The sequence below is a fragment of the Caproicibacterium amylolyticum genome, assembly GCF_014467055.1.
Taxonomy (GTDB): domain Bacteria; phylum Bacillota; class Clostridia; order Oscillospirales; family Acutalibacteraceae; genus Caproicibacterium; species Caproicibacterium amylolyticum.
Window position 1 is genome coordinate 1,412,131 of the sequence record NZ_CP060696.1, and the last position, 24,106, is coordinate 1,436,236.

General features: G+C 43.5%; 17 protein-coding genes. 7 read left to right on the forward strand and 10 right to left on the reverse strand.

Annotated features, from left to right (window positions below; translation table 11 throughout):
- Positions 1-569: 569 nt before the first annotated feature.
- Complete coding sequence (locus tag H6X83_RS06820; RefSeq protein ID WP_212508368.1) at positions 570-1,109, reverse strand: hypothetical protein; 540 nt, start codon at positions 1,107-1,109, stop codon at positions 570-572.
- A 628-nt stretch (positions 1,110-1,737) separates the two neighbouring features.
- Here H6X83_RS06820 and metE point away from each other — a divergent pair.
- Complete coding sequence (gene metE / locus H6X83_RS06825; RefSeq protein WP_212508369.1) at positions 1,738-4,017, forward strand: 5-methyltetrahydropteroyltriglutamate--homocysteine S-methyltransferase; 2,280 nt, start codon at positions 1,738-1,740, stop codon at positions 4,015-4,017.
- A complete protein-coding gene (gene metF, locus H6X83_RS06830) occupies positions 4,014-4,877 on the forward strand; it encodes a methylenetetrahydrofolate reductase [NAD(P)H] (protein WP_212508370.1) in 864 nt (287 codons plus the stop codon). Before metE ends, metF begins: the two co-directional genes overlap by 4 nt.
- Before the next feature lie 50 nt (positions 4,878-4,927).
- On the opposite strand, the gene H6X83_RS06835 is transcribed toward metF, so the two are convergent.
- Positions 4,928-5,851, reverse strand: a complete 924-nt coding sequence (locus tag H6X83_RS06835; protein WP_212508371.1) for a LysR family transcriptional regulator — start codon at positions 5,849-5,851, stop codon at positions 4,928-4,930.
- 275 nt (positions 5,852-6,126) lie between these two features.
- Here H6X83_RS06835 and H6X83_RS06840 point away from each other — a divergent pair, with 275 nt between their 5' ends.
- Together H6X83_RS06840 and H6X83_RS14785 are read left to right on the forward strand one after the other, a co-directional pair.
- Positions 6,127-6,453: a helix-turn-helix domain-containing protein gene (locus H6X83_RS06840; RefSeq protein ID WP_212508372.1), complete on the forward strand. Its 327-nt coding sequence runs from the start codon at positions 6,127-6,129 to the stop codon at positions 6,451-6,453.
- On the forward strand, positions 6,454-6,705 hold the full coding sequence (locus H6X83_RS14785) for a transposase (protein WP_425489206.1): 252 nt from the start codon (positions 6,454-6,456) through the stop codon (positions 6,703-6,705).
- 184 nt (positions 6,706-6,889) lie between these two features.
- Here H6X83_RS14785 and H6X83_RS06845 read toward each other — a convergent pair whose 3' ends face one another.
- The 5 genes from H6X83_RS06845 to H6X83_RS06865 form a co-directional block, all read right to left on the reverse strand.
- Entirely contained in the window at positions 6,890-7,699 is an 810-nt protein-coding gene (locus H6X83_RS06845; protein WP_212508373.1) for an alpha/beta hydrolase, read from the reverse strand.
- Between the two features lie 11 nt (positions 7,700-7,710).
- Positions 7,711-9,633, reverse strand: a complete 1,923-nt coding sequence (locus tag H6X83_RS06850) for an ABC transporter ATP-binding protein (RefSeq protein WP_212508374.1) — start codon at positions 9,631-9,633, stop codon at positions 7,711-7,713.
- A complete protein-coding gene (locus H6X83_RS06855) occupies positions 9,626-11,377 on the reverse strand; it encodes an ABC transporter ATP-binding protein (protein ID WP_212508375.1) in 1,752 nt (583 codons plus the stop codon). Before H6X83_RS06855 ends, H6X83_RS06850 begins: the two co-directional genes overlap by 8 nt.
- Positions 11,378-11,416: 39 nt before the next feature.
- The gene (locus H6X83_RS06860) at positions 11,417-11,860 is read right to left on the reverse strand and encodes a MarR family winged helix-turn-helix transcriptional regulator (protein ID WP_212508376.1); all 444 of its coding nucleotides are present in this window, start codon (positions 11,858-11,860) and stop codon (positions 11,417-11,419) included.
- Between the two features lie 199 nt (positions 11,861-12,059).
- Positions 12,060-14,327 (reverse strand): beta-L-arabinofuranosidase domain-containing protein, encoded by a 2,268-nt coding sequence (locus H6X83_RS06865; protein WP_246419562.1) that lies wholly within the window; start codon positions 14,325-14,327, stop codon positions 12,060-12,062.
- A gap of 192 nt (positions 14,328-14,519) precedes the next feature.
- On the opposite strand from H6X83_RS06865, the gene H6X83_RS06870 reads away from it, so the two are divergent.
- The gene (locus H6X83_RS06870; RefSeq protein WP_246419565.1) at positions 14,520-15,284 is read left to right on the forward strand and encodes an AraC family transcriptional regulator; all 765 of its coding nucleotides are present in this window, start codon (positions 14,520-14,522) and stop codon (positions 15,282-15,284) included.
- 9 nt (positions 15,285-15,293) lie between these two features.
- Here the strand turns inward: H6X83_RS06870 and H6X83_RS06875 are convergent, their stop codons facing one another.
- Positions 15,294-16,667 carry a C39 family peptidase gene (locus H6X83_RS06875; protein WP_212508378.1) on the reverse strand — a complete coding sequence of 458 codons (1,374 nt, stop codon included), beginning with the start codon at positions 16,665-16,667 and terminating at the stop codon, positions 15,294-15,296.
- A 197-nt stretch (positions 16,668-16,864) separates the two neighbouring features.
- Positions 16,865-19,477 (reverse strand): SH3 domain-containing protein, encoded by a 2,613-nt coding sequence (locus H6X83_RS06880; RefSeq protein WP_212508379.1) that lies wholly within the window; start codon positions 19,475-19,477, stop codon positions 16,865-16,867.
- Between the two features lie 245 nt (positions 19,478-19,722).
- Here H6X83_RS06880 and sdaAB point away from each other — a divergent pair, with 245 nt between their 5' ends.
- Positions 19,723-20,385, forward strand: a complete 663-nt coding sequence (sdaAB, locus tag H6X83_RS06885; protein WP_212508380.1) for an L-serine ammonia-lyase, iron-sulfur-dependent subunit beta — start codon at positions 19,723-19,725, stop codon at positions 20,383-20,385.
- Between the two features lie 10 nt (positions 20,386-20,395).
- A complete protein-coding gene (sdaAA, locus tag H6X83_RS06890) occupies positions 20,396-21,268 on the forward strand; it encodes an L-serine ammonia-lyase, iron-sulfur-dependent, subunit alpha (RefSeq protein WP_212508381.1) in 873 nt (290 codons plus the stop codon).
- A gap of 2 nt (positions 21,269-21,270) precedes the next feature.
- Here sdaAA and uvrA read toward each other — a convergent pair whose 3' ends face one another.
- Entirely contained in the window at positions 21,271-24,105 is a 2,835-nt protein-coding gene (gene uvrA, locus H6X83_RS06895; RefSeq protein WP_212508382.1) for an excinuclease ABC subunit UvrA, read from the reverse strand.
- Between the last annotated feature and the right edge of the window lies 1 nt (position 24,106).

A 24,106-nucleotide genomic window follows, 5' to 3' on the forward strand; every position in this document is an offset into this window, starting at 1 on the left:
TTTTCAGTTCAGTTAATCTTTATTTATGTAAGATCGTCAGCACTTTCCTGCAGTAAAAGTGCTGCCAGTTCACATACTGCTTAAATAACTTGTTCCTGTTTATGGAATATTACGTATTTTTTGTTTCGTACTGTACTTTCGTTATATACTGTTCCATTAAAAATTGCAATAGGAAATCGATAAGTGATAGTAAATCGGCGATAAGTGATAGTGGTTTAACCGTTTTTTTACTTATTTGTTATATAAATTGTAATTTCCACGAATTTTTTTTTCTACCAAAACAGTATTCTTTCATGCACTTAATTTTTCTCAAAACCACAGTATCCAAACAGTGCGTTTTCAGTACCATTGTTTCCGGCATACCATCTACTTGGTACTATCAAATGGATTTGCAAGTATTTACAAAGGCTGCAATCAAAGAATTGTAAATAAAAAAGACGGCCTTGCTTTGCAGTGCACAAAGTAAAGCCGTTTAAGCCTAGATTATTTTATGGCAGAAATTTTTCACCTTTATTGCTTTCGTGAAGAAGGGACCAAAATATTCAGCGTGGATTTTTGTTGGCCGTTAGTTAACCGTTGACGACCAAAGCACCGGTGACAGGTGTAATTCCGGCGTAGTTTGCGTCAGCCATTGTAAAGTTAAGAGAAGTAGTCTTTCTTTCGTTGAGTACAGCTTCAGTCTGTGACTTTTGTGCCATGGAAACAGTCTGCGGTGTTGTGATAGCATTATGGTTGGCGTCTGAACCGTTCTGTGCAACGTAAAAACCAATACCAGCAGCAGTATATGGTACATTTCCAAAAGTTGCAACGCCATTAGTAATCGCTTTTTCGACACCATAGAGGGAACCGCCAGACTGGTTACTTAGCTGCATAGCACCAGATGTGATAGAGTTACCCAGATCATCTTTCACTGTAACTTCTAGTGTACCACTGGCTGAGATGCTAAGAGCAATGGAAGTAGAAGTCGGCTCAACCGTAAATTGAGCAATGCCACCATCAGCGTAACCAGAAATTGTGGTCGAAACAAAAGAATAGGTGCCAACCGGGAGCGTAACTGGCTGGGTTGAACTGCCGTTCTGGAAGTTTATGGTATAATCGGATGCCGCCATACATTAATCTCTCCATTCATATTTATTAGCCCTGGATAGTTGGAATCAAACACTTTAAAACGGATTGGCACCGTTATTGGTGTGTACAGCATTTGAGAAAAGAGAAAGCACATATTGCAGCATTTTCCAGGACCAATATGCAGCCATTTGGTTATTCCACCGGGGTTAAGTCCAGCACGTTGAAATACTCGAACCGTATAATCGCCTGCAGGAAGTTTAAAACATGCTGTTTCAAAAGACTTCGTGTAATGCTTAATAAGCATTACATCATTTTTATCAAAAATCTGTATCCAAAAGCAGCACGGGCAGCCATACATAACCTCACATCGTATGCGTAATTCCGCTTTTAAACACCAACCTTTCCAGGCTTGAGTGTATGTGATTTACATACGCCCATATCAGGCTATGTATTGGAAACCTAAAGTGACACTGCAATATTGCATAATTAGACATATATATTCAAAAATTTCAACTATATGGTGGAGGCTTTCAAAAACAATTTGTATTTCACCTTCTTATCGATATTTTCGATAACAATTTAGCAAAAATAATCATTACCAGATAAGTACGTAAATGTGTTATACTCAGTTCAATACAAAAAAGCAAGGATGGAAAGGATTTTAGAATTATGTTGTCATCTGTTGTAGGCTACCCGCGTATCGGTGAAAAGCGAGAGTTGAAATTTGCTGTACAAGACTATTGGAAAAGTGATATTACAACAAAAGAATTGGGTGATATTGCGTTTAATCTTCGCTTAACTCATTGGGAAAAGCAAAAGTCTGCGGGAATTGATTTGATACCTTCGAATGACTTTTCTTTTTATGATACGCTGCTGGATATGGCTGTTCTGCTGGGTGCCATTCCCGTTCGGTACAAGTCCCTTGGATTGTCTACATTGGACACTATGTTTGCTATGGCACGCGGTTATCAGGGCAAAGCAGGTGACGTACATGCGCTCCCAATGAAAAAGTGGTTTGACACAAATTATCATTATATGGTTCCGGAACTTGAAAAAGATACGAAATTGACACTTGCAGGTACGAAACCTTTCGATGAATTCTTGGAAGCCAAAAAGGCTGGGATTTTGACAAAACCGGTACTGATTGGTCCGTATACTTTTTTGAAGTTGGCGTGGTATGAAAAAAATCTAAAAGCTGAAGATTTTGTAAATGATGCAGCGGCAGCTTACGCAAAAGCATTAACTCGTTTTGCAGAATTAGGTGCAGAATGGGTGCAGTTTGATGAACCTGCGTTGGTAAAAGATATGAAAACTGAAGATACAGAACTATTTACAAAGCTGTATCAGATAATGTTTTCAGTTCCAAAAGGCGGAGTAAAAGTTTTACTTCAAACTTATTTTGGAGATATACGTGACTGCTATCAGGATGTAGTATCTCTTCCTTTTGATGGTGTAGGGTTGGATTTTGCAAATGGCATACAAAGTGTTGATTTGATTCAAAAATACGGTTTCCCGGAAGATAAAATTTTGTTTGCAGGAATCATAAATGGGCGGAACATTTGGAGAAATCATTATCATAAAACCCTTTCTCTGTTAAAAACACTGCGCCAAAATGCAGCCCAGATGGCTGTTTCCACTTCCTGTTCCCTTTTGCACGTTCCTTATACGCTAAAAGGAGAAACCGTCCTTTCAAAAGAAAAGAAAGCCTACTTTTCCTTTGCGGAAGAAAAACTGACGGAACTGAAAGAACTGTCGATGTTTGCGGAGAAAAATGCTGTACAGCAGGCTGAGTACTGTAAACTGAATGAGAAGTTGTTTCAGGCAGAGCGGCCTGACATGAACAAAGCGGTTCGCGAAAAAATAGCTTCCCTGTCAGAAAAAGATTTTACGCGCATACCGAACTTTGCAGAGCGCGAAGAAATCCAGAAAAAAGTATTTGGTTTGCCTCTGTTTCCAACCACGACCATAGGCTCTTTCCCACAGACCAAAGAAATTAAATCCATGCGTGCACGTTATAGAAACAGAGAGGTTACACGTACGGAGTATACTGCTTTTTTAAAGAAACAGATTGCAGAGTGTGTTGCACTTCAGGAAGAAATTGGTCTGGACGTATTGGTTCATGGTGAATTTGAACGCAATGATATGGTAGAATATTTTGGTGACAACCTGAATGGTTTTCTGTTTACACAGAACGGCTGGGTACAGTCTTATGGCAGTCGCTGTGTAAAACCGCCGATTATTTGGGGAGATGTTTCTCGTTCTAAGCCGATTACTGTTGACTGGTCTGTGTATGCGCAGAGTTTAACGCAGAAACCGATGAAGGGTATGTTGACGGGCCCTGTTACGATTCTGAACTGGTCTTTCCCGCGTGAAGATATATCCCCCAAAGACTCTGCACTGCAGATTGCATTGGCAATTCGTGAAGAAGTGCTTGACCTTGAAGCACACGGCATCCATATTATACAAATTGACGAAGCCGCTCTGCGTGAAAAGCTTCCTTTGCGCAAAAGTGACTGGCACGAAGAATATCTGGATTGGGCAATTCCGGCATTTCGCCTTGTACACAGTGGAGTAAAAGCATCTACACAGATTCATACCCATATGTGCTACAGCGAATTTACAGATATTATTTCGGACATAGATGCAATGGATGCAGATGTCATTTCCTTTGAAGCCTCTCGCTCTGATTTAACAATTTTGGATTCTCTCGCGGGAGCAAAGTTTCAGACAGAGGTCGGCCCCGGGGTTTACGATATACATTCTCCCAGAATACCTACAGTAGAAGAAATTACAGCGGCACTGCATAAAATGCTTTCAAAACTTGATGCACACAAACTTTGGGTGAATCCAGACTGTGGTTTAAAAACACGCGGTGCTGTGGAAACCAAACCCAGTCTGTGCAATTTGGTTGCGGCTGCTAAAGCTGTCCGAAAGGAGCTGCAAAAATGATTACAAAATCCCTGTTTTACGATCATACAGTTTTCTCTTTTGAAATTTTTCCGCCAAAGCGTACTGCACCTATCAACACAGTTTACCACACACTGGAGAGCCTGCGGGAACTGTGTCCGGATTTCATTAGTGTAACTTATGGGGCTGGTGGCAGTGCAATAAATTCTGCTACTCTTCAAATTGCCACCGACATTAACCAAAAATATGGGGTCGAAAGTGTTGCCCACCTCCCCTGTCTTTACCTTTCCCGCAAGCAGGCGGTTCAGCGAGTAAAAGAGCTGACGGAAAGTGGTATTGAAAACATTTTAGCACTTCGCGGTGACGCAGTTCCCAACAAACGGCCTTTGCGCGATTTTGCACATGCAAGTGACCTGATTGCTTTTTTGAAGGGATTTGACAAATTTCATATAATGGCGGCGTGTTACCCGGAAGTACATCCAGAAGCACCAGATATGGATACGGACATTCAACATTTAAAAGAAAAAACAGATGCCGGTGCATCTCACTTGATTTCTCAGTTGTTTCTGGACAATTCCTGCTTCTACACTTTTCTGCAAAAGGTGCGGGCAGATGGAATCACGGTACCTGTGGAAGCTGGTATTATGCCAGTTATCAACAAAAAGCAGATTCAGCACATGGTTAGCTTGTGCGGTGCTTCTCTCCCTGAAAAGTTTCGGACAATGATGGACCGATATGAAGATAATCCGGAAGCAATGCGTGATGCCGGCATTGCATATGCAGTTGACCAGATTGTAGATTTGATTGCGCATGGTGTGGACGGAATTCACCTTTATACCATGAATAATCCTTTGGTAGCACACAAAATCCACGAAGCAACGAAAACCCTTTTTCAACACTAAAATAAGCAAGGCCTCCGATAAAGACTTTCATGCAAATCGGTTGCCTTGCTTTATGATAATACTTGAAAACCATCCTGTTGCAGAATTCCTTTGAGTTTCTGCAAATAATGAGCGGCCGGTCTGCTTAATTTCGCTTTCGGATTATAAATCCAACCTATCTGCATCTGTTCATTGCTTTTCAGGGGAACAGAAATAATTGAATTTCCATTGAGGGTGCTGTTAAGTACGCCTGAACAAAGCGTATATCCATTTAAGCCAATCAGCAGATTAAAAAGAGTTGCGCGGTCACTGACATAGATACTTTTAGCCGCTTCTTCTGTACTGAGAATTTCTTCCGAGTAGTAAAAAGAATTGTGCTCTCCCTGCTCAAACGAAAGACGCGGAAAAGGTGCCAAATCCTGCAGGGTAAGCATTTTTTGCTCTGCGAGCGGATGGTGGCAGTTTAGAAAAACGTGCGGTCGGGCATTAAACAGCGGACAAAAAACCAAATGTTTCTCTTTCAGTAGTTTTAAAAGCACATTGCGGTTAAAGTCATTTAAGTATAAAATCCCCAATTCACTGCGAAATGTACTGACATCCTCAATAATATCATGTGTACGTGTTTCACGCAGTGTAAATTTATATTCTTCTGAGTCTGCTTCTTGAATTAGTGCAACAAAGGCTTCTACTGCAAAAGCATAATGCTGTGTGGAAATCGCGCACAGCTGTTTTTGGGGTGGACGGTTCAAGTAGCGCTGTTCCAGCAGCTCGGTTTGCTCTAAAATTTGTCTGGCGTAAGAAAGAAACTCAGCACCTTCTGCAGTTAATGAAATTCCATGCGGTGTACGATTAAAGATTTCGATATGAAATTCATTTTCCAGTTCCTTAACGGCACTGGAAAGTGTGGATTGTGCAGTATAAAGTTGATGTGCAGCTTCATTAAAGGAGCCACAGTTAATAATTTTTGAAATATAGCGAAGCTGCTGAAGTGTCATTTTGGTTACTCCAATGCGGTTTTATACTCGGACTTTGGTATCATGTCCCTTCATAACTTCTGCATTTAATCAAGCAGCAGCGAATGGGCGTTTTATTGAATAGTTTATTTAAAATTCATTATAACACAGGGCCAATAGGATTCCTACAATTTTAATGGTGGAATAATGTTGGTTAATTGTAAAATCAAATTGAACATATAGAAAAATCCATAGTGATTGGATTACTGTTAGAATAGAGTTCTCACACAACACTCTGACAGAAGGAGCCAATTACCATGGACAAGCCTTATTCTATCACAGAATTGGAAGAACGTAAACGAGGGCAGCATTTAGGTTCAGAAGAACGTGGCGCGATTGAGAGATTAAAGCGAATTGGACTTTCAAACCGAGCCATTGCTCGAGAGATAAACTGCTATATCTGTGCGGCCGGAAGAAAGCTCACTTTCCACCGGGAAAACACAGAGCGCAGCTGGCAGGGACATTCTGACGGGCGTATTACCGCTGCAGCAGCTGTGCAGGCTGTCCGTGTCGTTCAGCCTGCTGCAAAGCAAAGGGCGACAGACCAAAAGAACTGCAAATTAAAACAGATTTACTCCGGCTAAGTGACTAAATCCAGAAAGGGCATCGAAACCGAACGGGGAATCAAGCTTTGGGTCAACCATTCTGTTCAAGTAAAAGGGGCCTTTGGTGTACTGAAAAGCGACCGCAGATTCAAACGGGTTCTCACCTGGGGACGAACCAATATTTCAACGGAACTTTACCTTCTGTGCATGGGCTGCAGCTTAAACAAGCTGTGGGCAAAATGCAACACCGGAAGGCTGAAAACGCATTTGTTCTGCCTTCAAAAAGAATAAATTCCGAAAAAACAAAAAATGATGGAAGCGTCGGCTGCTCTGAAAAGTGCAGGCACTGCACTGCCGTGCCATTTAATACTTTCTTTCACTCTCTTTTTCGCGAAAATACCGACAGGATGCCCTTATTAACGCAAAAATAGGGCTGTTGCAAAATGAAAATTTTGCAACAGCCCCTTTCTTTTAGTTATTCTTTTTCTGTACAATCGAGCATCCAGCGAATAGCTTCCTCAAGGTGCCTATTCCAGTAATACCAGTCATGGCTGCCTTCCTCCTCCTGATACAGGAAAGGATAATTTTCTTTGTTTAAAAAGTCACGCAGCTCATGAATCTTCTCAATCAAGAAATCGCTTTTTCCAACTGTAAGGTAAAACGGGACAAGAGCTTTTTGAGCAGCCTTTAGCTGCATAATTAGGTATTCTGGATCTGAAACACTGTTTTTTAGCTTTTTGAGGTCACCAAAAACGGTTTGGTAATACTCGTAATTTGCAATCCTGGTTTCATCCTCCTGCTGGAACTGTGCTAGGGAATTGATAATAACAGCCGGCGAAAACAACAACGCTTTGCTGTACTTTTCTGGATAAGTCAAAGCAGTATGTTCTGCACCGAAGCCGCCCATGGACGCACCGCCTATAAAAACATCTTCCTTTTTGCGTGAAAGATGAAACGTGTTTTCGATAAAGTCCGGCAGCTCTTCTCCAATAAAGCGACAGTAAGCAAAGCCGGTTCCCTGACGGTCAAGGTAAAAGTTGTTTCCGCCGTTCGGCAATACAACTGCCAAATTGTACTTTTCAGCCAGCTGCAGAATGTCTGTTTTAAAAAGCCAATCTTTACTGCAGTCTGAATAGCCGTGAAGAAGATACAGCGTTTTTGTTAAACGGCTGTAGTGTACATTCCCGTCTTTTAACCAAGAATCAACGTCACTTGGAATGATTACATCTACGTTTGTTCTTTTTGATAATGCGTTTGAATGGAAAGTACCCTGAAATACTGCCATTTTGATTCTCCTTATTCTAGTTCAAATGCACCGGTGTAAAGTTGATAATACCTGCCCTTTTTCTCAATTAACTGTTCATGGTTTCCGCGTTCAATAATGCGGCCGTGGTCAAGTACCATGATGACATCTGCATTTTGGACGGTGGAAAGGCGGTGTGCAATTACAAAGACTGTACGGCCTTTCATCAAAGCGTCCATACCCTTTTGTACAATCGCTTCTGTGCGGGTATCAATGGAAGAAGTAGCTTCGTCCAGAATCATAACTGGTGGGTCGGCAACCGCTGCCCTTGCGATGGAAATCAACTGGCGCTGCCCCTGGGAAAGGCCGCCGCCGTCCCCTTCTAATACAGTTTGATACCCGTCCGGCAGCATGCGGATAAAGCCGTCTGCATTGGCAAGCTTTGCTGCTTTGATACATTCTTCGTCGGAAGCATCCAGCTTACCATAGCGAATGTTATCCATTACCGTACCGGTAAAAAGATTGACTTCCTGCAGCACAACGCCGAGAGAATGGCGCAAATCTGGTTTTTTGATTTTGTTGATATTGATGTCATCGTAACGGATTTTACCGTCTGCAATGTCGTAGAAACGGTTAATCAGATTCGTAATCGTTGTTTTACCGGCACCGGTTGCACCGACCAAGGCAACCTTTTGACCGGGCTCTGCATAAAGTGTGACATTATGCAGAACAATTTTATTTTCTTCATAACCAAAGTCAACGTCATCAAAGATAATTTTACCCTGCATTTTGGTATAGGTAAGGGTACCGTTACTATGTGGATGCTTCCATGCCCAGATATCTGTCCTTTCCGGACATTCTACCAGCTTACCGTTTTCTTCTTTGGCATTGACCAAAGTGACATAGCCGTCATCCGTTTCACTTGTTTCATCCAGAAATTTAAAAATTCTGGATGCACCTGCGAGTGCCATAACAACCATGTTTAGCTGCATGGAAACCTGCCCCATTGGATTGATAAAGCTTCTGGAAAGCGTAAGGAATGCAACAATGGTGCCAATGGTCAGTATATTCACACCGGTTAGGGACAAATTGTTGATTCCGGCAATTCCGGCGAAACCACCAATGACTGCCAGCAATACATACAGCAGAAATCCCATATTGTTGACAACTGGCATGGTAATATTGGCAAAGGTGTTTGCTTTTGCTGCGCTGTCGCAAAGTGCTTCGTTTTTCTTATCGAAAGCTTTTTTGGTTTCTTCTTCATGGCAGAATACCTTTACAACTTTTTGACCATTGATCATTTCTTCAATGTAGCCATCAACATCACCGAGGTCATTTTGTTGTTTGACAAAGTATTTGCTGCTTTTTCCTACAATTATTTTAATTGTTTTCAGCAGCAAAACTGTAAAGACAGCGACAAATACGGTAAGTCCTACACTCAGATAAAGCATGGAAACAAAGACTGCAACAATCGTAACAATAGAAGAAATAATTTGCGGCAGGCTCTGTGAAATCATTTGCCGCAACGTGTCAGTATCATTGGTGTAATAACTCATAATATCGCCGTGTGTATGTGTGTCAAAATACTTTAAAGGCAATGTCTGCATATGAGAAAACATGGTGTCACGGATGCGCTTTAATGTACCCTGTGCAACAACGACCATTGCCTTGTTGTAGAAAAGTGTTGCCAGTACACCAATCAGATAAATAATACCCATTGTCAGAAGTGCAGAAATCAAGCCCGTAAAGTTTGGGTTTTCTTTGCCAATCATCGGCATGATATACTGGTCAATCAGAGTTTGTAAAAACAGTGAAGAAGCTGCACTGACTGCCGCACTGATGAAAATACAGATAACAACGAGTACTAATTGTACTTTATATTTACTCATATAGGAAAGGAGCCGTTTGATTGTGCCGGGGCGAATCGCATCCAGCGGAAGTTTCTTTTTCGTTTTTGCGTTTTCTTTCTTATTCATGTGTGGTTCCTCCTTTCCCCTGTGATTCATATACTTCTCTGTAAATGTCAGAAGTTTTCAGAAGTTCCTCATGGCTGCCGAAAGCTGTGACCTGCCCGTCGTCCAGAACGATGATTTTATCAGCATCCTGTACAGAGGAAATTCGTTGTGCAATAATAAATTTTGTTGTATCTGGAATTTCCTCCTTGAATGCACTGCGGATTAGAGCATCTGTTTTCGTATCAACAGCACTGGTGGAATCATCCAGAATCAAAATCTTCGGCTTTTTCAGAAGTGCACGCGCAATGCAGAGGCGCTGCTTTTGACCACCGGAAACATTGGTGCCGCCTTGGTCAATATAGGTATCATATTTGTCAGGAAATTCATTAATAAATCCGTCAGCCTGGGCCAGCTTACAGGCCTTTACAATCTGCTCGTCAGTGGCTTCTTTATTACCCCAACGAAGGTTGTCTTTGATAGTACCGGAAAACAGTGTGTTTTTCTGTAGCACCATAGCAACCTGATTGCGTAAAGTTTTAATGTCATAGTTTCGTACATCAACACCGCCAACGGTAACATGGCCGGATGTAACGTCATAAAGACGCGGAATCAACTGAACTAAACTGGATTTAGAGGAACCGGTTCCACCAATAATGCCGATTGTTTCACCAGATTTGATATTGAGATTGACTTTGCAAAGAACGGGTTTTTCTGCTTTTCTCGAATAGGAGAAGTTAACATCTTCAAAAGTAACAGAGCCATCCTTGACTTCCATCACTGGATTTTCACAGTTATGCAGACTACTTTGCTCGCTGAGCACTTCCACAATACGTTCTGCAGAAGCACGAGAAATAATAATCATCACAAACACCATTGACAGCATCATTAAGCTCATCAGAATCTGCATGGTGTAAGTAATCAAGCTAGTCAGGTCACCAGTGGTCAGGCCAACTGCAGGATTGTTACCACTGGAAACAATTGCCTGTGCGCTGAGCCATGAAATTAGGATCATTGCTGCATAAACGCATACCTGCATTAGCGGCATATTGAAAGCCAAAATGCCTTCTGCTTTTGAAAAGTCTGCAAAAATTTTCTTGGAAATTTGCTGAAACTTCGTTTCTTCATGTTCTTCTCGTATAAAAGATTTAACTACGCGAATACCGTGCAGATTTTCCTGCACAACACCGTTTAACTTATCGTAAGTCTTAAATACACGTTCAAAAATCGGATGCACATAGGCTGCGATGAAGAACAGTCCAAAGCCCAAAACGGGAATAATCACTAGAAAGATAACTGAAATATTGTGGCTAACCCGAAATGCCATAATCAACGCACAAATCATGATAATAGGAGCCCGAATTGCCATGCGAATCACCATCATGAATGCATTTTGTACATTGGTAATATCCGTAGTCAGACGGGTAACAATACTGGCTGTGGAAAATTTATCAATGTTGAAAAAAGAAAATTTTTGCACATTATAGTACATATCATGCCGCAGGTTTTTGGCAAAGCCTGCGGAAGCTGTTGCAGCTTTTTTTCCTGCCAATACGCCAAAAAGAAGAGATATACCCGCACATAAAACAAGAGCAAGTCCCACTTCAAGGATAAAGGACATATTGTTTTTATTAATACCGTAATCAATCAGATACGCCATTAAAGTTGGAATTACAATCTCGAGAACAGCTTCGACCGTCACAAAGGCAGGTGCAAGGAGTGCATCTTTTTTGTATTCACGTATACTGCCTAACAATTTTTTAATCAATGAAACACCACCCAAATCTTTTGAAATATTAGAACATAGCTATTTTTCCGCAATGTTCTGTTTCATACGTTGAATAAAGGAATTCAGCGTATTTAACTCTTCGTCTGAAAAGCCTTTTGTTAAGCGCTGATTCATCTTTACTGCATCACTGCGCATAACTTCTTTCAGATCTTCTGCTTTTTGCGTTAAAATAATTTTTTTCAGCCGGGCATCCTTTTTAACAGATACTCTTTGAATCAGCCCTTTCTGCTCCATTAAGGCGATTACACTGGAAACTGTTGACCTTGTAATTCCAAAATGCTGTTCAATGTCACGTTGGTAAACATCCTTGCTGTCATCCTGACATTCGCCAATAAATCCGATAATGCAGCCGTTATTTCCGGTAGCAGACTCAATTTTACTTCTATTGGATGAATAATCAAAATAGCGTTTAATCAAATTATTTAGAACACGCAGTTCATACCCAATTGCTGGTTTGCTCATATAATCCCTCCATTTCAAAAATATGTTTTATACCGTACAGTACTATGTAGGACTATTATAAGAACATTCAGCTTTTCTGTCAATAGCATTTTATAAATTAACATGAACAAGCTTAAAAACAATGTAAAACAGTAAAATGTACTGTCGTCAGTTGTGTGCAGACTAACGGCAGTACATCACTTTTTGCTGGTATCGCTTATTAATTGGAATCTTTACTTGGCGAGTCATTGCTTATAATACGCAGTACATTAACAATCCACGCACTTTCCCCCCGTTCAGGCGCACAGAACTTTACGGTAACAGCGTTTTGCTGCAGCAATTTTTCCGGTAACGGAAAAATACAACTTGTTGCCTGATGCGGCAGGGCGGTTTTTACATCTACTTGTGCAAGGAGAATCTCGTTGGCAAAAACACGGAATCCATTTTTACAGTTTCCTGGAATGTACTGAAACTGTAAAAGTGCTGGTCTGCCGGAAGCAATCTGCATTTCATAACTGAACCAACCGTCTAATTTGGCCACTCGATAATGATATCCCTCTCTGTCCCCTGACTCCGTTTCGAAACCATGAATCTTATGGGAAAGTTCGTACTGATCATTACCGATTTGTATACTGTCAATTTCCGCATCAGCAAGTGCCTGTGTGTGGCGGCGCTCCGCCTGATGTTTTGTAAGTTCCGGAGAATTTTCTTCCAGCAAAATCCAGTAAATGCCGTAACGCTGCTGATACTGCCGATAATAAGGGGAAAATACAAGTTTATTGTCCTGTTCTGTATTGTGCAGAACAAATTCCAACTTTCCGGGAATGCAGGTGAAATTTTGGCAAATATTATGTTTCCACTGCTCGGTGGTTTGCCCTTTACAGACCAGATAATCCTCTATTGGAATGTGGCGGCTGGCAACTCGTACCAGTATGCCGGTGTTGGATTCTTCTATTTGCTCTTTTCCAAGTGTAGCACTCAGTACAAGAGGCCCATAAGTAAATGCGACAGCATTCTTATTATCTGGAAGTGAGTTGCATTTTGGCACAATTTGAAAATAGATCTCCGCGGTATCGCCATTTTCCCATATACGGTGTATAATGAAATAACCGTTTTGCTCTGTTGCCGCAAAAAAATGGTGGTTTACTGATAGTTCGGCACCATCCGCCCAGTCTGGAATACGCAGACAAAGAAAGAAATCAGCGCTTTGCTGTGTGTGTACCGTAAATGCAGCGTCGCTCTTATTTGGTATATCCGCAGACTGTTCCAGGGTAATGCCTTTTTTCTGCCAGTGAACGGAGGAAGCAAGATACAGGTTAACGAAAAGCCGGTCATTATCATGAAAATACAGGCTGTCATTTAATTTTGAAAAATTCTCCATTCCAGTTCCAGTACAGCACCAGAAATCTGTAAACGGCTTGCTGTAAACCTTGAAATATCCGGTTGCCATTGGCTGAAAATACATTGTCATGCCAGTCTCTGGATTTTGCGATGGAAGAATTGCATTCAAAAGAGTACGCTCATAAAAATCTGCATACTTTTTTTCGCCTGTTATCTGAAACAGCAATCGCGACAGTTTCAACATATTGTAGGTGTTACAGGTCTCACAGTTTTGTGCGGTGCGTTCCTTATCCAAAATATCCGGTTCACCGAAGTGTTCTGCTTCGCTGTTGCCGCCAGTAACGTAGCTATGATGCAAAACAACAATTTCCCAAAATTGTTCGCAAGTTTCAAGGTAAAATGGTTCTTTTTCTCCGTAGGCAACGTAGCGGTTAAGCGCTCCCAAAAACTTCGGAATGGTTGTATTTGCATGCCGGTTGTTTAGAACATCTTGACCATTATGAAGTTGTGTAAAAAGCTCCATTTCGTCAAATTTATGTGCCGCAGTAGCAAAGTGCTCGTTTTTAGTTAGTCGGTAAAGCTCATACAGACAGTCATTCATGCCGCCATATTCAACAGAAAGCACGTTAGCCTGAATTTCCGGTGTCCAGCGTGTTGTGCGGCTGTAAATCCACTCCCCTAGTTTCACCGCTGTTTGTAGAGCAAGCGAAAGGCTGCAGAGTTCATAGACAGAGAGCAGACCAGCCAGAATTTTGTGCATGGTGTACCACGGAACCCAAACTGGTTTCCGATTTTCAACTCTGTCAAAAAACTCCTCTGGAAAAGCAGAGAGATATCCGTTTGGATATTGGCACTCAGCAAGTTCTTTCATTAAATACTGCAGGCGAGTGAAGGCAGCAGAGTTTTCCGATGCAGCGTAAATTTGTGCAAGTGCTGTTAAGTAATGTCCCATGGTATGACCACGAATTTCAGTGTTTTCCCAGCCAGCATAATTTTCTGCTTTCGGCTCTAACCCACGGGTCTTTCTGAAAAAGCACAACAGTCTGTCACAGTCAACGGACAGCAGATAATCTGTTTCTTTTTGAAAAGCGTTTGCTAGATAGGGACTTTGAAGCCGTACTTCAGACATTAAAAACGGTTGAAGCATTTATTGTTTACCTCCCTGAAAATCCTCATGTTCAGTACTTACAGTTTAACAAACTGGTTTCAAAAAGAAAATAGCAAAAGTTTTGAAAAGGTGTAAAAAAGTCATATGAAATATGTATTTTTTTCGTTGGAGAAGCCACTGAAATACCATCAAACCGGCAAATTCCAGGCTCCCTCACAGGAGTGGAAACATTTGCAGCGAATTCTAACAGACTATGAACTGATTGTGGTAACAGAGGGTACAGCGTATATTCAGCTAGAGGGAACACAATATTCGATTTCGCCGGGGGAGTTCCTGTTGTGTGCTCCTGCATTAAGACAATTTGGCTTTCGTACCAGCTGTTGTGTCTTTTACTGGCTGCATTTTAACAGTGAAAAGCCTACGATTTCTGGAGAGTCAAATTGTTTTCCGTCGGATGTACCAGAAAAGCAGCTGTGTATTCCATTGATTGGCAAGGTACCAAATTTAGAAAAGCTTATTGTTCTGTTAAAGCATTTGCAGGATGATGCACGCAGCTATGGAAATGAAATACAGGAAGACTACCTTTGCACGAGTGTCCTTTGTGAGTTATACTGTCAGTTTCAGAGCAACAGAAACGGAGAGCTGGCACTTCGCCAAAAACAGATTTTTTATGACATCAAGGACTATGTAAAGTGGAACAACAGTACAGATTTACGTGTAGCAGAGGTAGCAGTACACTTTGGTTACAACAAACGTTACCTTTCTTCCCTGTTTCGCACGGCTGCCGGAATTTCTTTAAAGGAATATATTACACAACAGAAGTTAGAAGAAGCGAAATACCTTTTATGTGATACAAACGATACGGTGACTTCTATTGCAGGCAAGCTGGGCTACAGTGACAGCCACCATTTTATGAAAGTATTTAAAGTCAATACGGGGCTGACACCTTCGCAGTATCGTAATGCATACGCGGGAAGACTGCTGTTTTATAAATAAAGTGTTCGGCTATTTGCTGGTTACAACCAAACTGCGCTGCCCCATTTGCCGGTAACGCAGTTCTGCAGTAGCCTTGTCCCAATGGACAGTTCCGTTTCCATTCCATGGGTCGTTGAACCAGTAACCCGTTTTATCGTACCCTGTCAGTACAAGGCAGTGCTCTTCAGCAGGCCAAGTGAATGTTTTGCCGGTAGAAGATACTGTCCAGCTGTATCCGCTATAAGGTGCCTGCATATTAATGGTTGCCCAAACCATCACTGGTTTTCCGGCGGGCAGCCATGCATGTGCAAGTGTATACAAAGATGTGCCGGTTACCACTTTTGCCTGCAGGCTGTTTGGCAGCAGTTTTTGAAATGCACAGCAAATTACAGGCGGAAAACAACCAAATCCATCTGATGAATGCGGACTTCCGACGAACGCTTCATCAGGACTTGGCCCATAAGTGTTTCCAGAATTGGTTTCATGTAGCATCCCCTGTTTTGTGGCGTTTAAAAAGGTATTTACATCGACAGAAAGTCCCCAGTAACGGGTCAACATCATACCACTGATAATTTCGCATCCAGTGGGCAGCAGACCTTTTTGACTGACGTAAGGGACTGAAAGACGAACAGACTCCGCGGAAGCAGCAGGCAGTGAAAATTTAGCAGTAATATGCATTGCTGCGCTGGCGGTACCTGCATGAACAAGAATGTCCGTTTCCCCGTTTTTTACTGCTGTTACAGTTATGAGATACTGGTCCGTCTTTTCTTTTCGTATGGAAGTCCATGTAATCGACGAATCAGCAACGGTTGCTGAAACTGGTGCTTTCATATCACCGGTTATGCTGGCCAGAAGCGTGTATTTCTGACCAATGCGAGAAAAAGTGTAGTTTGTTGTGTCCAAATGAACTTCAGTCGGCAGCAGAGGGGCGATACTGATTGCACAGTGCTTTACAGCTTGCTGCTCCGGCAGCGTGGTATAAATACCTGTGCTTTCTGTAGGATCACCAGTTGCGCGTACCTGAAAGTAGTAAACATCATGATCGTTTTCGACTGCCTTATGGCAGTTCTCTGTACGCAGAACTGCGCCGTTTCCAACGGCAATATTGGGCTGCAGACCACGTGAACCAACAATTTCAAATCGAAATGCATATGTACACCCTTGCGCTACAGAAAAGTCAATGGTTGTGTCGCTTTTTACATATGGCTTTTTTGTGTCATTTTCATCATCATCTGCAAAAGAAAGATCGTGCAGACAAAGTTGCGCAGAGCCTGCTGGTTTTACTGCAGATACGGGAAATACAGATGCCGTAAGGACTACGATTGCAAGCAGGCACTGTAAAATCTTACCGAATGAAGCGGACAGAGTTTGGTATTTGTGGTTGTTTGTCCTGGTTTGTTTCATGAAAGTTTCTCCGTTTGTAATTATATTGTAACCATTTCTATGGTACTATTTTAGCGTAAAAAAAGCAAGTAATAGATGAAAATCTATTCATTTTAATGCAGCAGCTTTTTATTAGTAAAAAGCCTTAAGATTCCGGGCAATAAAAAAGGACGGTAGGCCGTTTCGTACAGGCTGCCGTCCTTTTTAATTATAAAGTTTTAGATAGATGGAAGTGTATAACCATACGGATTCTTTTTGGCATAAGACAAATCCATATTATAGTCATTGTAGTTGTACATATTCGCTTCCTGAATGCGGCGATACATCAAACCGGCAATCGGGCTGCCACCTGCCATACACCAGCGGGTCATCTGTGAACCGAAAACATCTGCATTTGTATAATTTAAATCTCGCTTCAAATTATAGCTGTCATCAATATGTACATAAGCTGAACTCATCCAGCCGGTTTTACCGTTTGCCTGCACCTGATACCAAACATTTTTGTGCTGCTGATTGTATTTGGAACTGTCTGATACGCCGATTACTTGTACAACAGAGCCGTTGCTAACTGAGCCTAAGCTGGTACCGCCGCTGGCTGCAGAGTACAGTGTGGAATCGTTGATCAGTTTTGCTTTGTATGCTTTCGAAGCAGATGCATCTGTCGGCGGCACCACCGCATTAAGCAGTACATCGCGGAATGTGCAGGAGGTACTCATATTTGTAAAGTAGCTGCTGCCAACATTGTAGCCAAAGCTGATGAGTGCGTCTGCCTGACTCTGGGACATCCATAAATTATTTTTGCTTCTCAGTGAATTGATTGCTGAAGTATAGCTGGATTTATTGATGTCATTTACCATGCTGGCCCATGCTTCTGTTTCACTCATATCGTTGTAAAATACATCGCCGTTGTAAAGAACCATACCATAACCGGTGGTTGGTATCTGCTCTGTGGTCAAGGTATCGCGATACGGAGAGGAATAATAACCTTCTTTTTCAGCTAAAAAATTCAACATGGCTTCACTTGCACGGCGTTCTTCCTGTGTGGTAGTCGCAAAATCCTTTGCCGTAGAAACAAAGATATCTGCCGCTGCACCGGAAGCAGAGTAACTGCCGGTTGTTTTGCTGCTGGCTGTGTAGTTATGTGTACCCTGTGTCAACCCGGATACGGTTGCTTTCCAGACCTTTGTGGAAATGCCATTGATGGAATCTGTGCGCACATAATCTGCAGTATAAATTTTAGAGTCCATTTGGAACTGCACACCGGTGCGGGCGGTATCCGTTGTTGCATACAAAGCGGTGGTTTGTCCTGCAGTAACAACATTCGGGGAAGCATATGTAAAGCGCACTGCAGCTGCAGCTGTAACGGTCACAGTACAGGATGCACTTACGCTGCCAGATGTTCCGGTAATTGTTGCAGTGCCAGGCGCTACACCAAAAATATAACAGTAGTTGCCGTCTGTTTTTACTTTTGCGACAGATTCATTATTGGAACTCCACAAAACATAGCTGCCTGCTGGCTGTACATTTGCAGAAATAAACATTGACTTTCCGGCTGCAAATGTTCCGCTGGCTTTTGAAATGGAAATTTGTGAAGCGGCACTGCCGCCGCCCGGCGTAGAGGTAAACTGCAGGAACTGTGTGGAAATGTAACCTGTCCGTCCGGTGCCGGTGGTTACTTTTGTCCACGCGCTATTGCTGTTGTCCAGCACCTGAAATACAGAACCCTTTGCCAGTGTGTCCAGCACACTGTAGGAAATGCCGGGACCGCTGCGCAGGTAAACGCCATCCCCTGTCAGTACAGCATATTTTTTGTCAGAAGCTTTTTCCTGCACCGTGACGTCAAAAACGTGAGAAGCTTTTCCGCCGTTTTCTGTGACATAAATACCGGTCTTACCCGCTTTCAGTGCGGTAACACGGAAAGTATAAATTTTCTTTCCATTAGAAGTAGTGGGGCTGCCCGCAGAAGTTGCAAGAACACTGCCGTTGCCGACGTTAAAAGTTAGGCTGTCACTTGTGTTTCCGGCGGTTACCTGAAAGCTGTATGTATCCCCTACCGCCTTTGTAACATCTGTAGATGGAGAACAGGTAAAGGATGTTGAAGTGCTCTTTGCATTAACAATAATGTCAAAGGAATAATAAGAAACACCATTTACTGTAATATAAACGCCTGTGCGTCCTGCGGAGGCCGCGGTCAACTTGAAGTAGTAAGCACTTTTTCCGTTTTCTGTGCGAACCGGCTGTGCGGCGGTTGCGGCAACGGCGCCGTTGCCTACATGAAAGCTGATTTTGTCAGTTGTGTTTTCTGCGGTAACCTTAAAGGTGTAGCTTTGCCCTACTGTTTTGGTAACTGGCATGGTAGTGTCGCACACAAATGGCGTACGCCCAACTTTTATTGCAAAGATTTTTTGACCATCCAGAAACAAACCGCTTGCGGTACCTAGCGCACCAACGGCTGTTACATTATATCTGGATTCACCGGTGGAAGAATTATAAGTGGAAAGTGTCCCAGTGTGGGCAACGGAGCCAGTACCGGCAGTGTAGCTTAATGCTTTACTGCTTTTGACAGTAAAAGTCAGAATACTCAGCCTTGGAATTTCCAGTACAGTACCTGGTGTATTGGTAACGTCGATTTCCTTGGAATTGTATGTAACCTTTACACTGGTTATAGATGCGGCTGTGGCTTGTCTGAGGTCGGATGTTTCGCTTGCTGTGTAGGAAGAAGCAGTGTCTGCTCCATCTGCTGCAAAGGCAGGTGCAGATACTGAAAAGCAGATAGAAGCAGCCATGAGAACCGCAAGAATGCGGACTGTGGATTTGGAAAAGTGTTTCATGAAACCCCTCCGAAGTAAAAACAGGCTGCAGACGAACGCAGCAGCGCTGTTTTGTTTTGTAAAAACGGACTTATTAAAATAATAACAGAAATGTAATCAGCTTGCAAGAAGAATAATCTGTAAAGTTTTGTTTCTTTTTTTCTGTACTTCCGCTCTCTGGTTGACAAAAGCGCACAAACAAGTGTAAAGTGAAAAGAAAATTAAAATTATTTTTTGCAAATTCTTGGCTGCAGAAGGGACATTAAATGAAGCTTTTTGATATATTGGGTCCAGTTATGATTGGCCCCTCCAGTTCTCATACGGCAGGCGCTGTAAAAATTGGTTTGGTGACACGGCGACTTTTGGGTGTACCACCCATAAAGGCGGAAATTAAACTGCACGGCTCCTTTGCCAGTACTGGCGCTGGGCATGGTACCGACCGGGCCATTATTGCTGGATTGTTGGGAATGCAGCCTGACGATGAACGGATTCCAAACAGCTTTGAGTTGGCTAAGAAAGAAAAACTTGATTTTTCATTTTCTACGATAAATATCAGAGGTGCGCATCCAAATACAGCCGTGCTTTCCGTTGCTGCCGCAGACGGCCGAACTTTGGAAATTGTGTCTGCTTCTCTTGGCGGTGGACGGATACAAGTGTGTCAAATAGATGGCATCGATACAAATTTTTCAGGTGACTGCAATACACTGGTTGTACACAATCTGGATCAGCCGGGGCATGTAGCGCAGGTCGCTACTGTTCTTGCGCAGCGAAACGTTAATATTGCAACTATGCAGCTGTACCGGAATGTGCAGGGCGGCTATGCGGTTATGGTTGTGGAGTGTGACCAGCCGATTCCAGCGGATTTGGTGGAATGGCTGATGACTTTGGACGGCATTATTAAAGTTTCTTATTTGAATCTGGAGAATTGAGGCGTACAAAATGTCATATTACTCTGTAAAACAAATGCTGGAAGATGCAAAAGAAAATAAAATGCCGCTTTGGGAAACCATTATGATGGATGATGTGCTGGCACAGCATAGCAGCCGGGAGGCTTCGCTGCATCAAATGCAGCATTTGTGGGAGGTTATGAAAACCACCAGTACAGAATACCGGGCTTCTGACCATTCCCATAGTGGGCTGGTTGGCGGCGACAGCGCCAAAGTGACAGAAGCGGCTAAGCAAGGCTGCCTGATTGGTGACAATTTTCTGAATGAAATCATCGCAGAAGCGCTGAAAATCGGCGAGTGCAACGCCTGCATGAAACGGATTGTCGCAACACCGACCGCCGGTTCCTGCGGCGTTCTGCCTGCGGTGCTGATTCCTCTGGCAAAAAAAGAGCAGCTGCCGGATGAAGCCATTGTTTACGCTTTGTACGTTGCCGCAGGTTTTGGACAGGTTGTTGCACAAAGAGCCTCTATTGCCGGGGCTTCGGGCGGTTGTCAGGCAGAGATTGGAACAGCTTCTGCAATGGCAGCGGCAGCACTGACTGCATTAAAGGGCGGCAGCAGTGAAATGTGTGCGCACGCTTGTGCAATGGCGCTCAGCAACCTGCTAGGACTGGTCTGTGACCCGGTTGCCGGTTTGGTAGAAGTTCCATGCGTACAGCGAAACGTGGCAGGTGCCTTGAACGCAGTTGGCGCTGCAAATATGGCACTTTCCGGCGTAGTCTGCCGAATTCCAGCGGATGAAGTGATTGACGCAATGGGAGAAATCGGCGATCAAATGTCTGCTGATTTACGGGAAACCGGCCGCGGCGGTCTGGCAGCTACCCCTACCGGAAAGAAAATCGCTGCAGAATTATTAAGGCACTAATTTTATTCTTGACAGGCAGGCAGCATGCGGCGCAGATACTGGCCAGTGTAGGATTCCTTTACGTTGGCAACTTGCTCCGGTGTTCCCTCGGCAATAATAGTACCGCCGGCATCGCCGCCTTCTGGACCGATGTCAATAATCCAGTCGGCAGTCTTAATTAAGTCAAGGTTATGCTCGATGACTACCACGGTGTTTCCGTTGTCCACAAGCTTCTGCAGCACTTCAATCAACTTGTGTACATCCGCGATATGCAAGCCGGTAGTCGGTTCGTCTAAAATATAAATGGTTCGTCCAGTCGGGCGCTTGCTAAGTTCAGCGGCCAGTTTGACACGTTGTGCTTCACCACCGGAAAGTGTGGTTGCAGGCTGCCCGATTTTAACATATCCAAGGCCAACATCCTGCAGAGTTTGCAGGCGGCGGGCAATGCGCGGAATCGCGCCGAAAAATTCAACGCCCTCTTCTACGGTCATTTCCAGTACGTCATAGATTGACTTGCCTTTATATTTGATTTCCAGCGTTTCACGGTTGTAGCGTTTTCCGTGGCAGACGTCGCAGGGTACGTAAACGTCAGGCAGAAAATGCATTTCAATTTTGATAATACCATCGCCTTCGCATGCTTCGCAGCGCCCGCCCTTTACGTTAAAAGAAAACCGGCTGGAAGTGTAGCCGCGCAATTTGGCGTCCTGCGTGCTGGCGAAAAGGTTGCGAATATCAGTAAAAACACCCGTGTAGGTCGCCGGGTTGGAGCGGGGTGTGCGGCCGATTGGACTTTGGTCAATTTGAATTACTTTGTCCAGAGCGGAAAGTCCGCGGATTTCTTTAAACTTACCGGGATGCTGTTTGGCACCGTTCAGCTTACAGGCAAGGTATTTGTACAGAATTTCATTTACCAGAGAGGACTTACCAGAACCGGAAACACCGGTAACGCACACAAATTCGCCAAGTGGAATACTCACATTTACATTTTTTAGGTTGTTTTGTGCTGCACCGACAATTTTTAGAAATTTTCCGTTGCCTGTGCGGCGGCTTCCCGGCACCTCTACCCTGCATTTCCCGCTTAGGTACTGTCCGGTAATTGATTTTTCACAGTTTACGATTTCAGAAGGTGTACCATTAAAAACAACCTCACCGCCGTGCACACCTGCGCCTGGGCCAATATCTACAATATGGTCTGCTGCACGCATGGTGTCCTCGTCATGTTCCACAACGATTACGGTGTTTCCCTGGTCGCGCAAATGCTTCAGCGTTGCAAGCAACTTGTCATTGTCGCGTTGGTGCAGACCAATGCTGGGTTCGTCCAAAATATAGACAACACCCATCAAGGAAGAACCAATTTGTGTTGCTAGGCGGATTCGCTGGCTCTCGCCGCCTGAAAGTGTGCCTGCTGCACGGGAAAGCGTCAAATAACCAAGACCAACGCTTTTTAGAAAGCCTAATCGGGAGCGGATTTCTTTTAAAATCGGCTTTGCAATCACAGCATTTCGACCGGTAAGCTCCAGCTTGTCCAGAAAGTCGAGCGCCTGTATTACCGATAAACCGCAGAAATCCGAAATATTCATATCCCCTACGGTAACCGCAAGGCTCATTGGATTCAAACGCCTGCCATGGCAGGCATCGCAGGGAATGGCACTCATATAAGATTCAATTTCTTCTTTAATCCAGCTGCTGGAGGTTCCATGGAATCGGCGCTCCAGATTATTGATAACGCCCTCAAAAACTGTTTGATATTTGCTGGTGCCAAAACCGCTGTTGCGCTCTACTTCAATCTTTTCTCCTTTTGTACCGTAAAGGATGATGTCGATTATTTCGGGCGGAAGATCTTCGATAGGCGTGTCCAATGAAAAATGATAATGGTTTGCAAGGCCAGTCATATACATGGCGGCAATCGTGCTGCCCTCCATGGCCCAGCCGCCACCTTTCACACCGCCTTTGCGAATGCTGAGGGATTTGTCCGGCAGAATCAAATCGGGGTCAATTTTCATGAACACACCCAGACCTGTACACTTGGGGCAGGCACCAGCAGGGTTATTAAAAGAAAACATTTGCGGTGCCAGTTCATCCACGCCAAGTCCGTGCTCAGGGCAGGCGTAATTCTGACTGAACAAAATGTCATCCTGCCCAGTTGGACTGACAACAAGAATGCCGCCGGTCAGTGACGCTGCTGTTTCCACACTGTCCGCAAGTCGTGAGCGAATGTCTTCTTTGACAATCAGACGATCGACCACAATTTCAATGGTGTGCTTTTTGTTTTTTTCCAGTTCAATTTTTTCAGAGAGGTCGTACAAAATTCCATCCACGCGCGCGCGAACAAAGCCGCTTTTCCGCGCAGCCTCAAATTCTTTAACGTGAGTGCCTTTTCGTGCCCGTACGACCGGCGCCAAAATCTGTATTTTGGTTTTTTCGGGCAGTGCCATAACTTTGTCGACAATCTGATCTATCGTCTGCTGCTGAATTTCGCGGCCGCATACCGGGCAGTGCGGCACACCGACACGCGCATACAAAAGACGCAGGTAATCATAGATTTCGGTAACGGTACCAACGGTAGAACGCGGGTTTTTGGAGGTCGTTTTCTGGTCAATGGAAATTGCCGGGGAAAGTCCGTCAATATAATCCACATCAGGTTTCTCCATCTGCCCTAAAAACTGCCGTGCATAGGAGGAAAGGGATTCCATGTAACGGCGCTGTCCCTCTGCGTAAATAGTGTCAAATGCAAGGCTGCTTTTGCCGGAGCCGGAAAGTCCGGTAAAAACAATGAACTTGTCACGCGGGATTTCCAAATCAATATTTTTAAGATTATGTTCTCTGGCACCTTTGATGAAAATGTTTTTTGCCGGCATT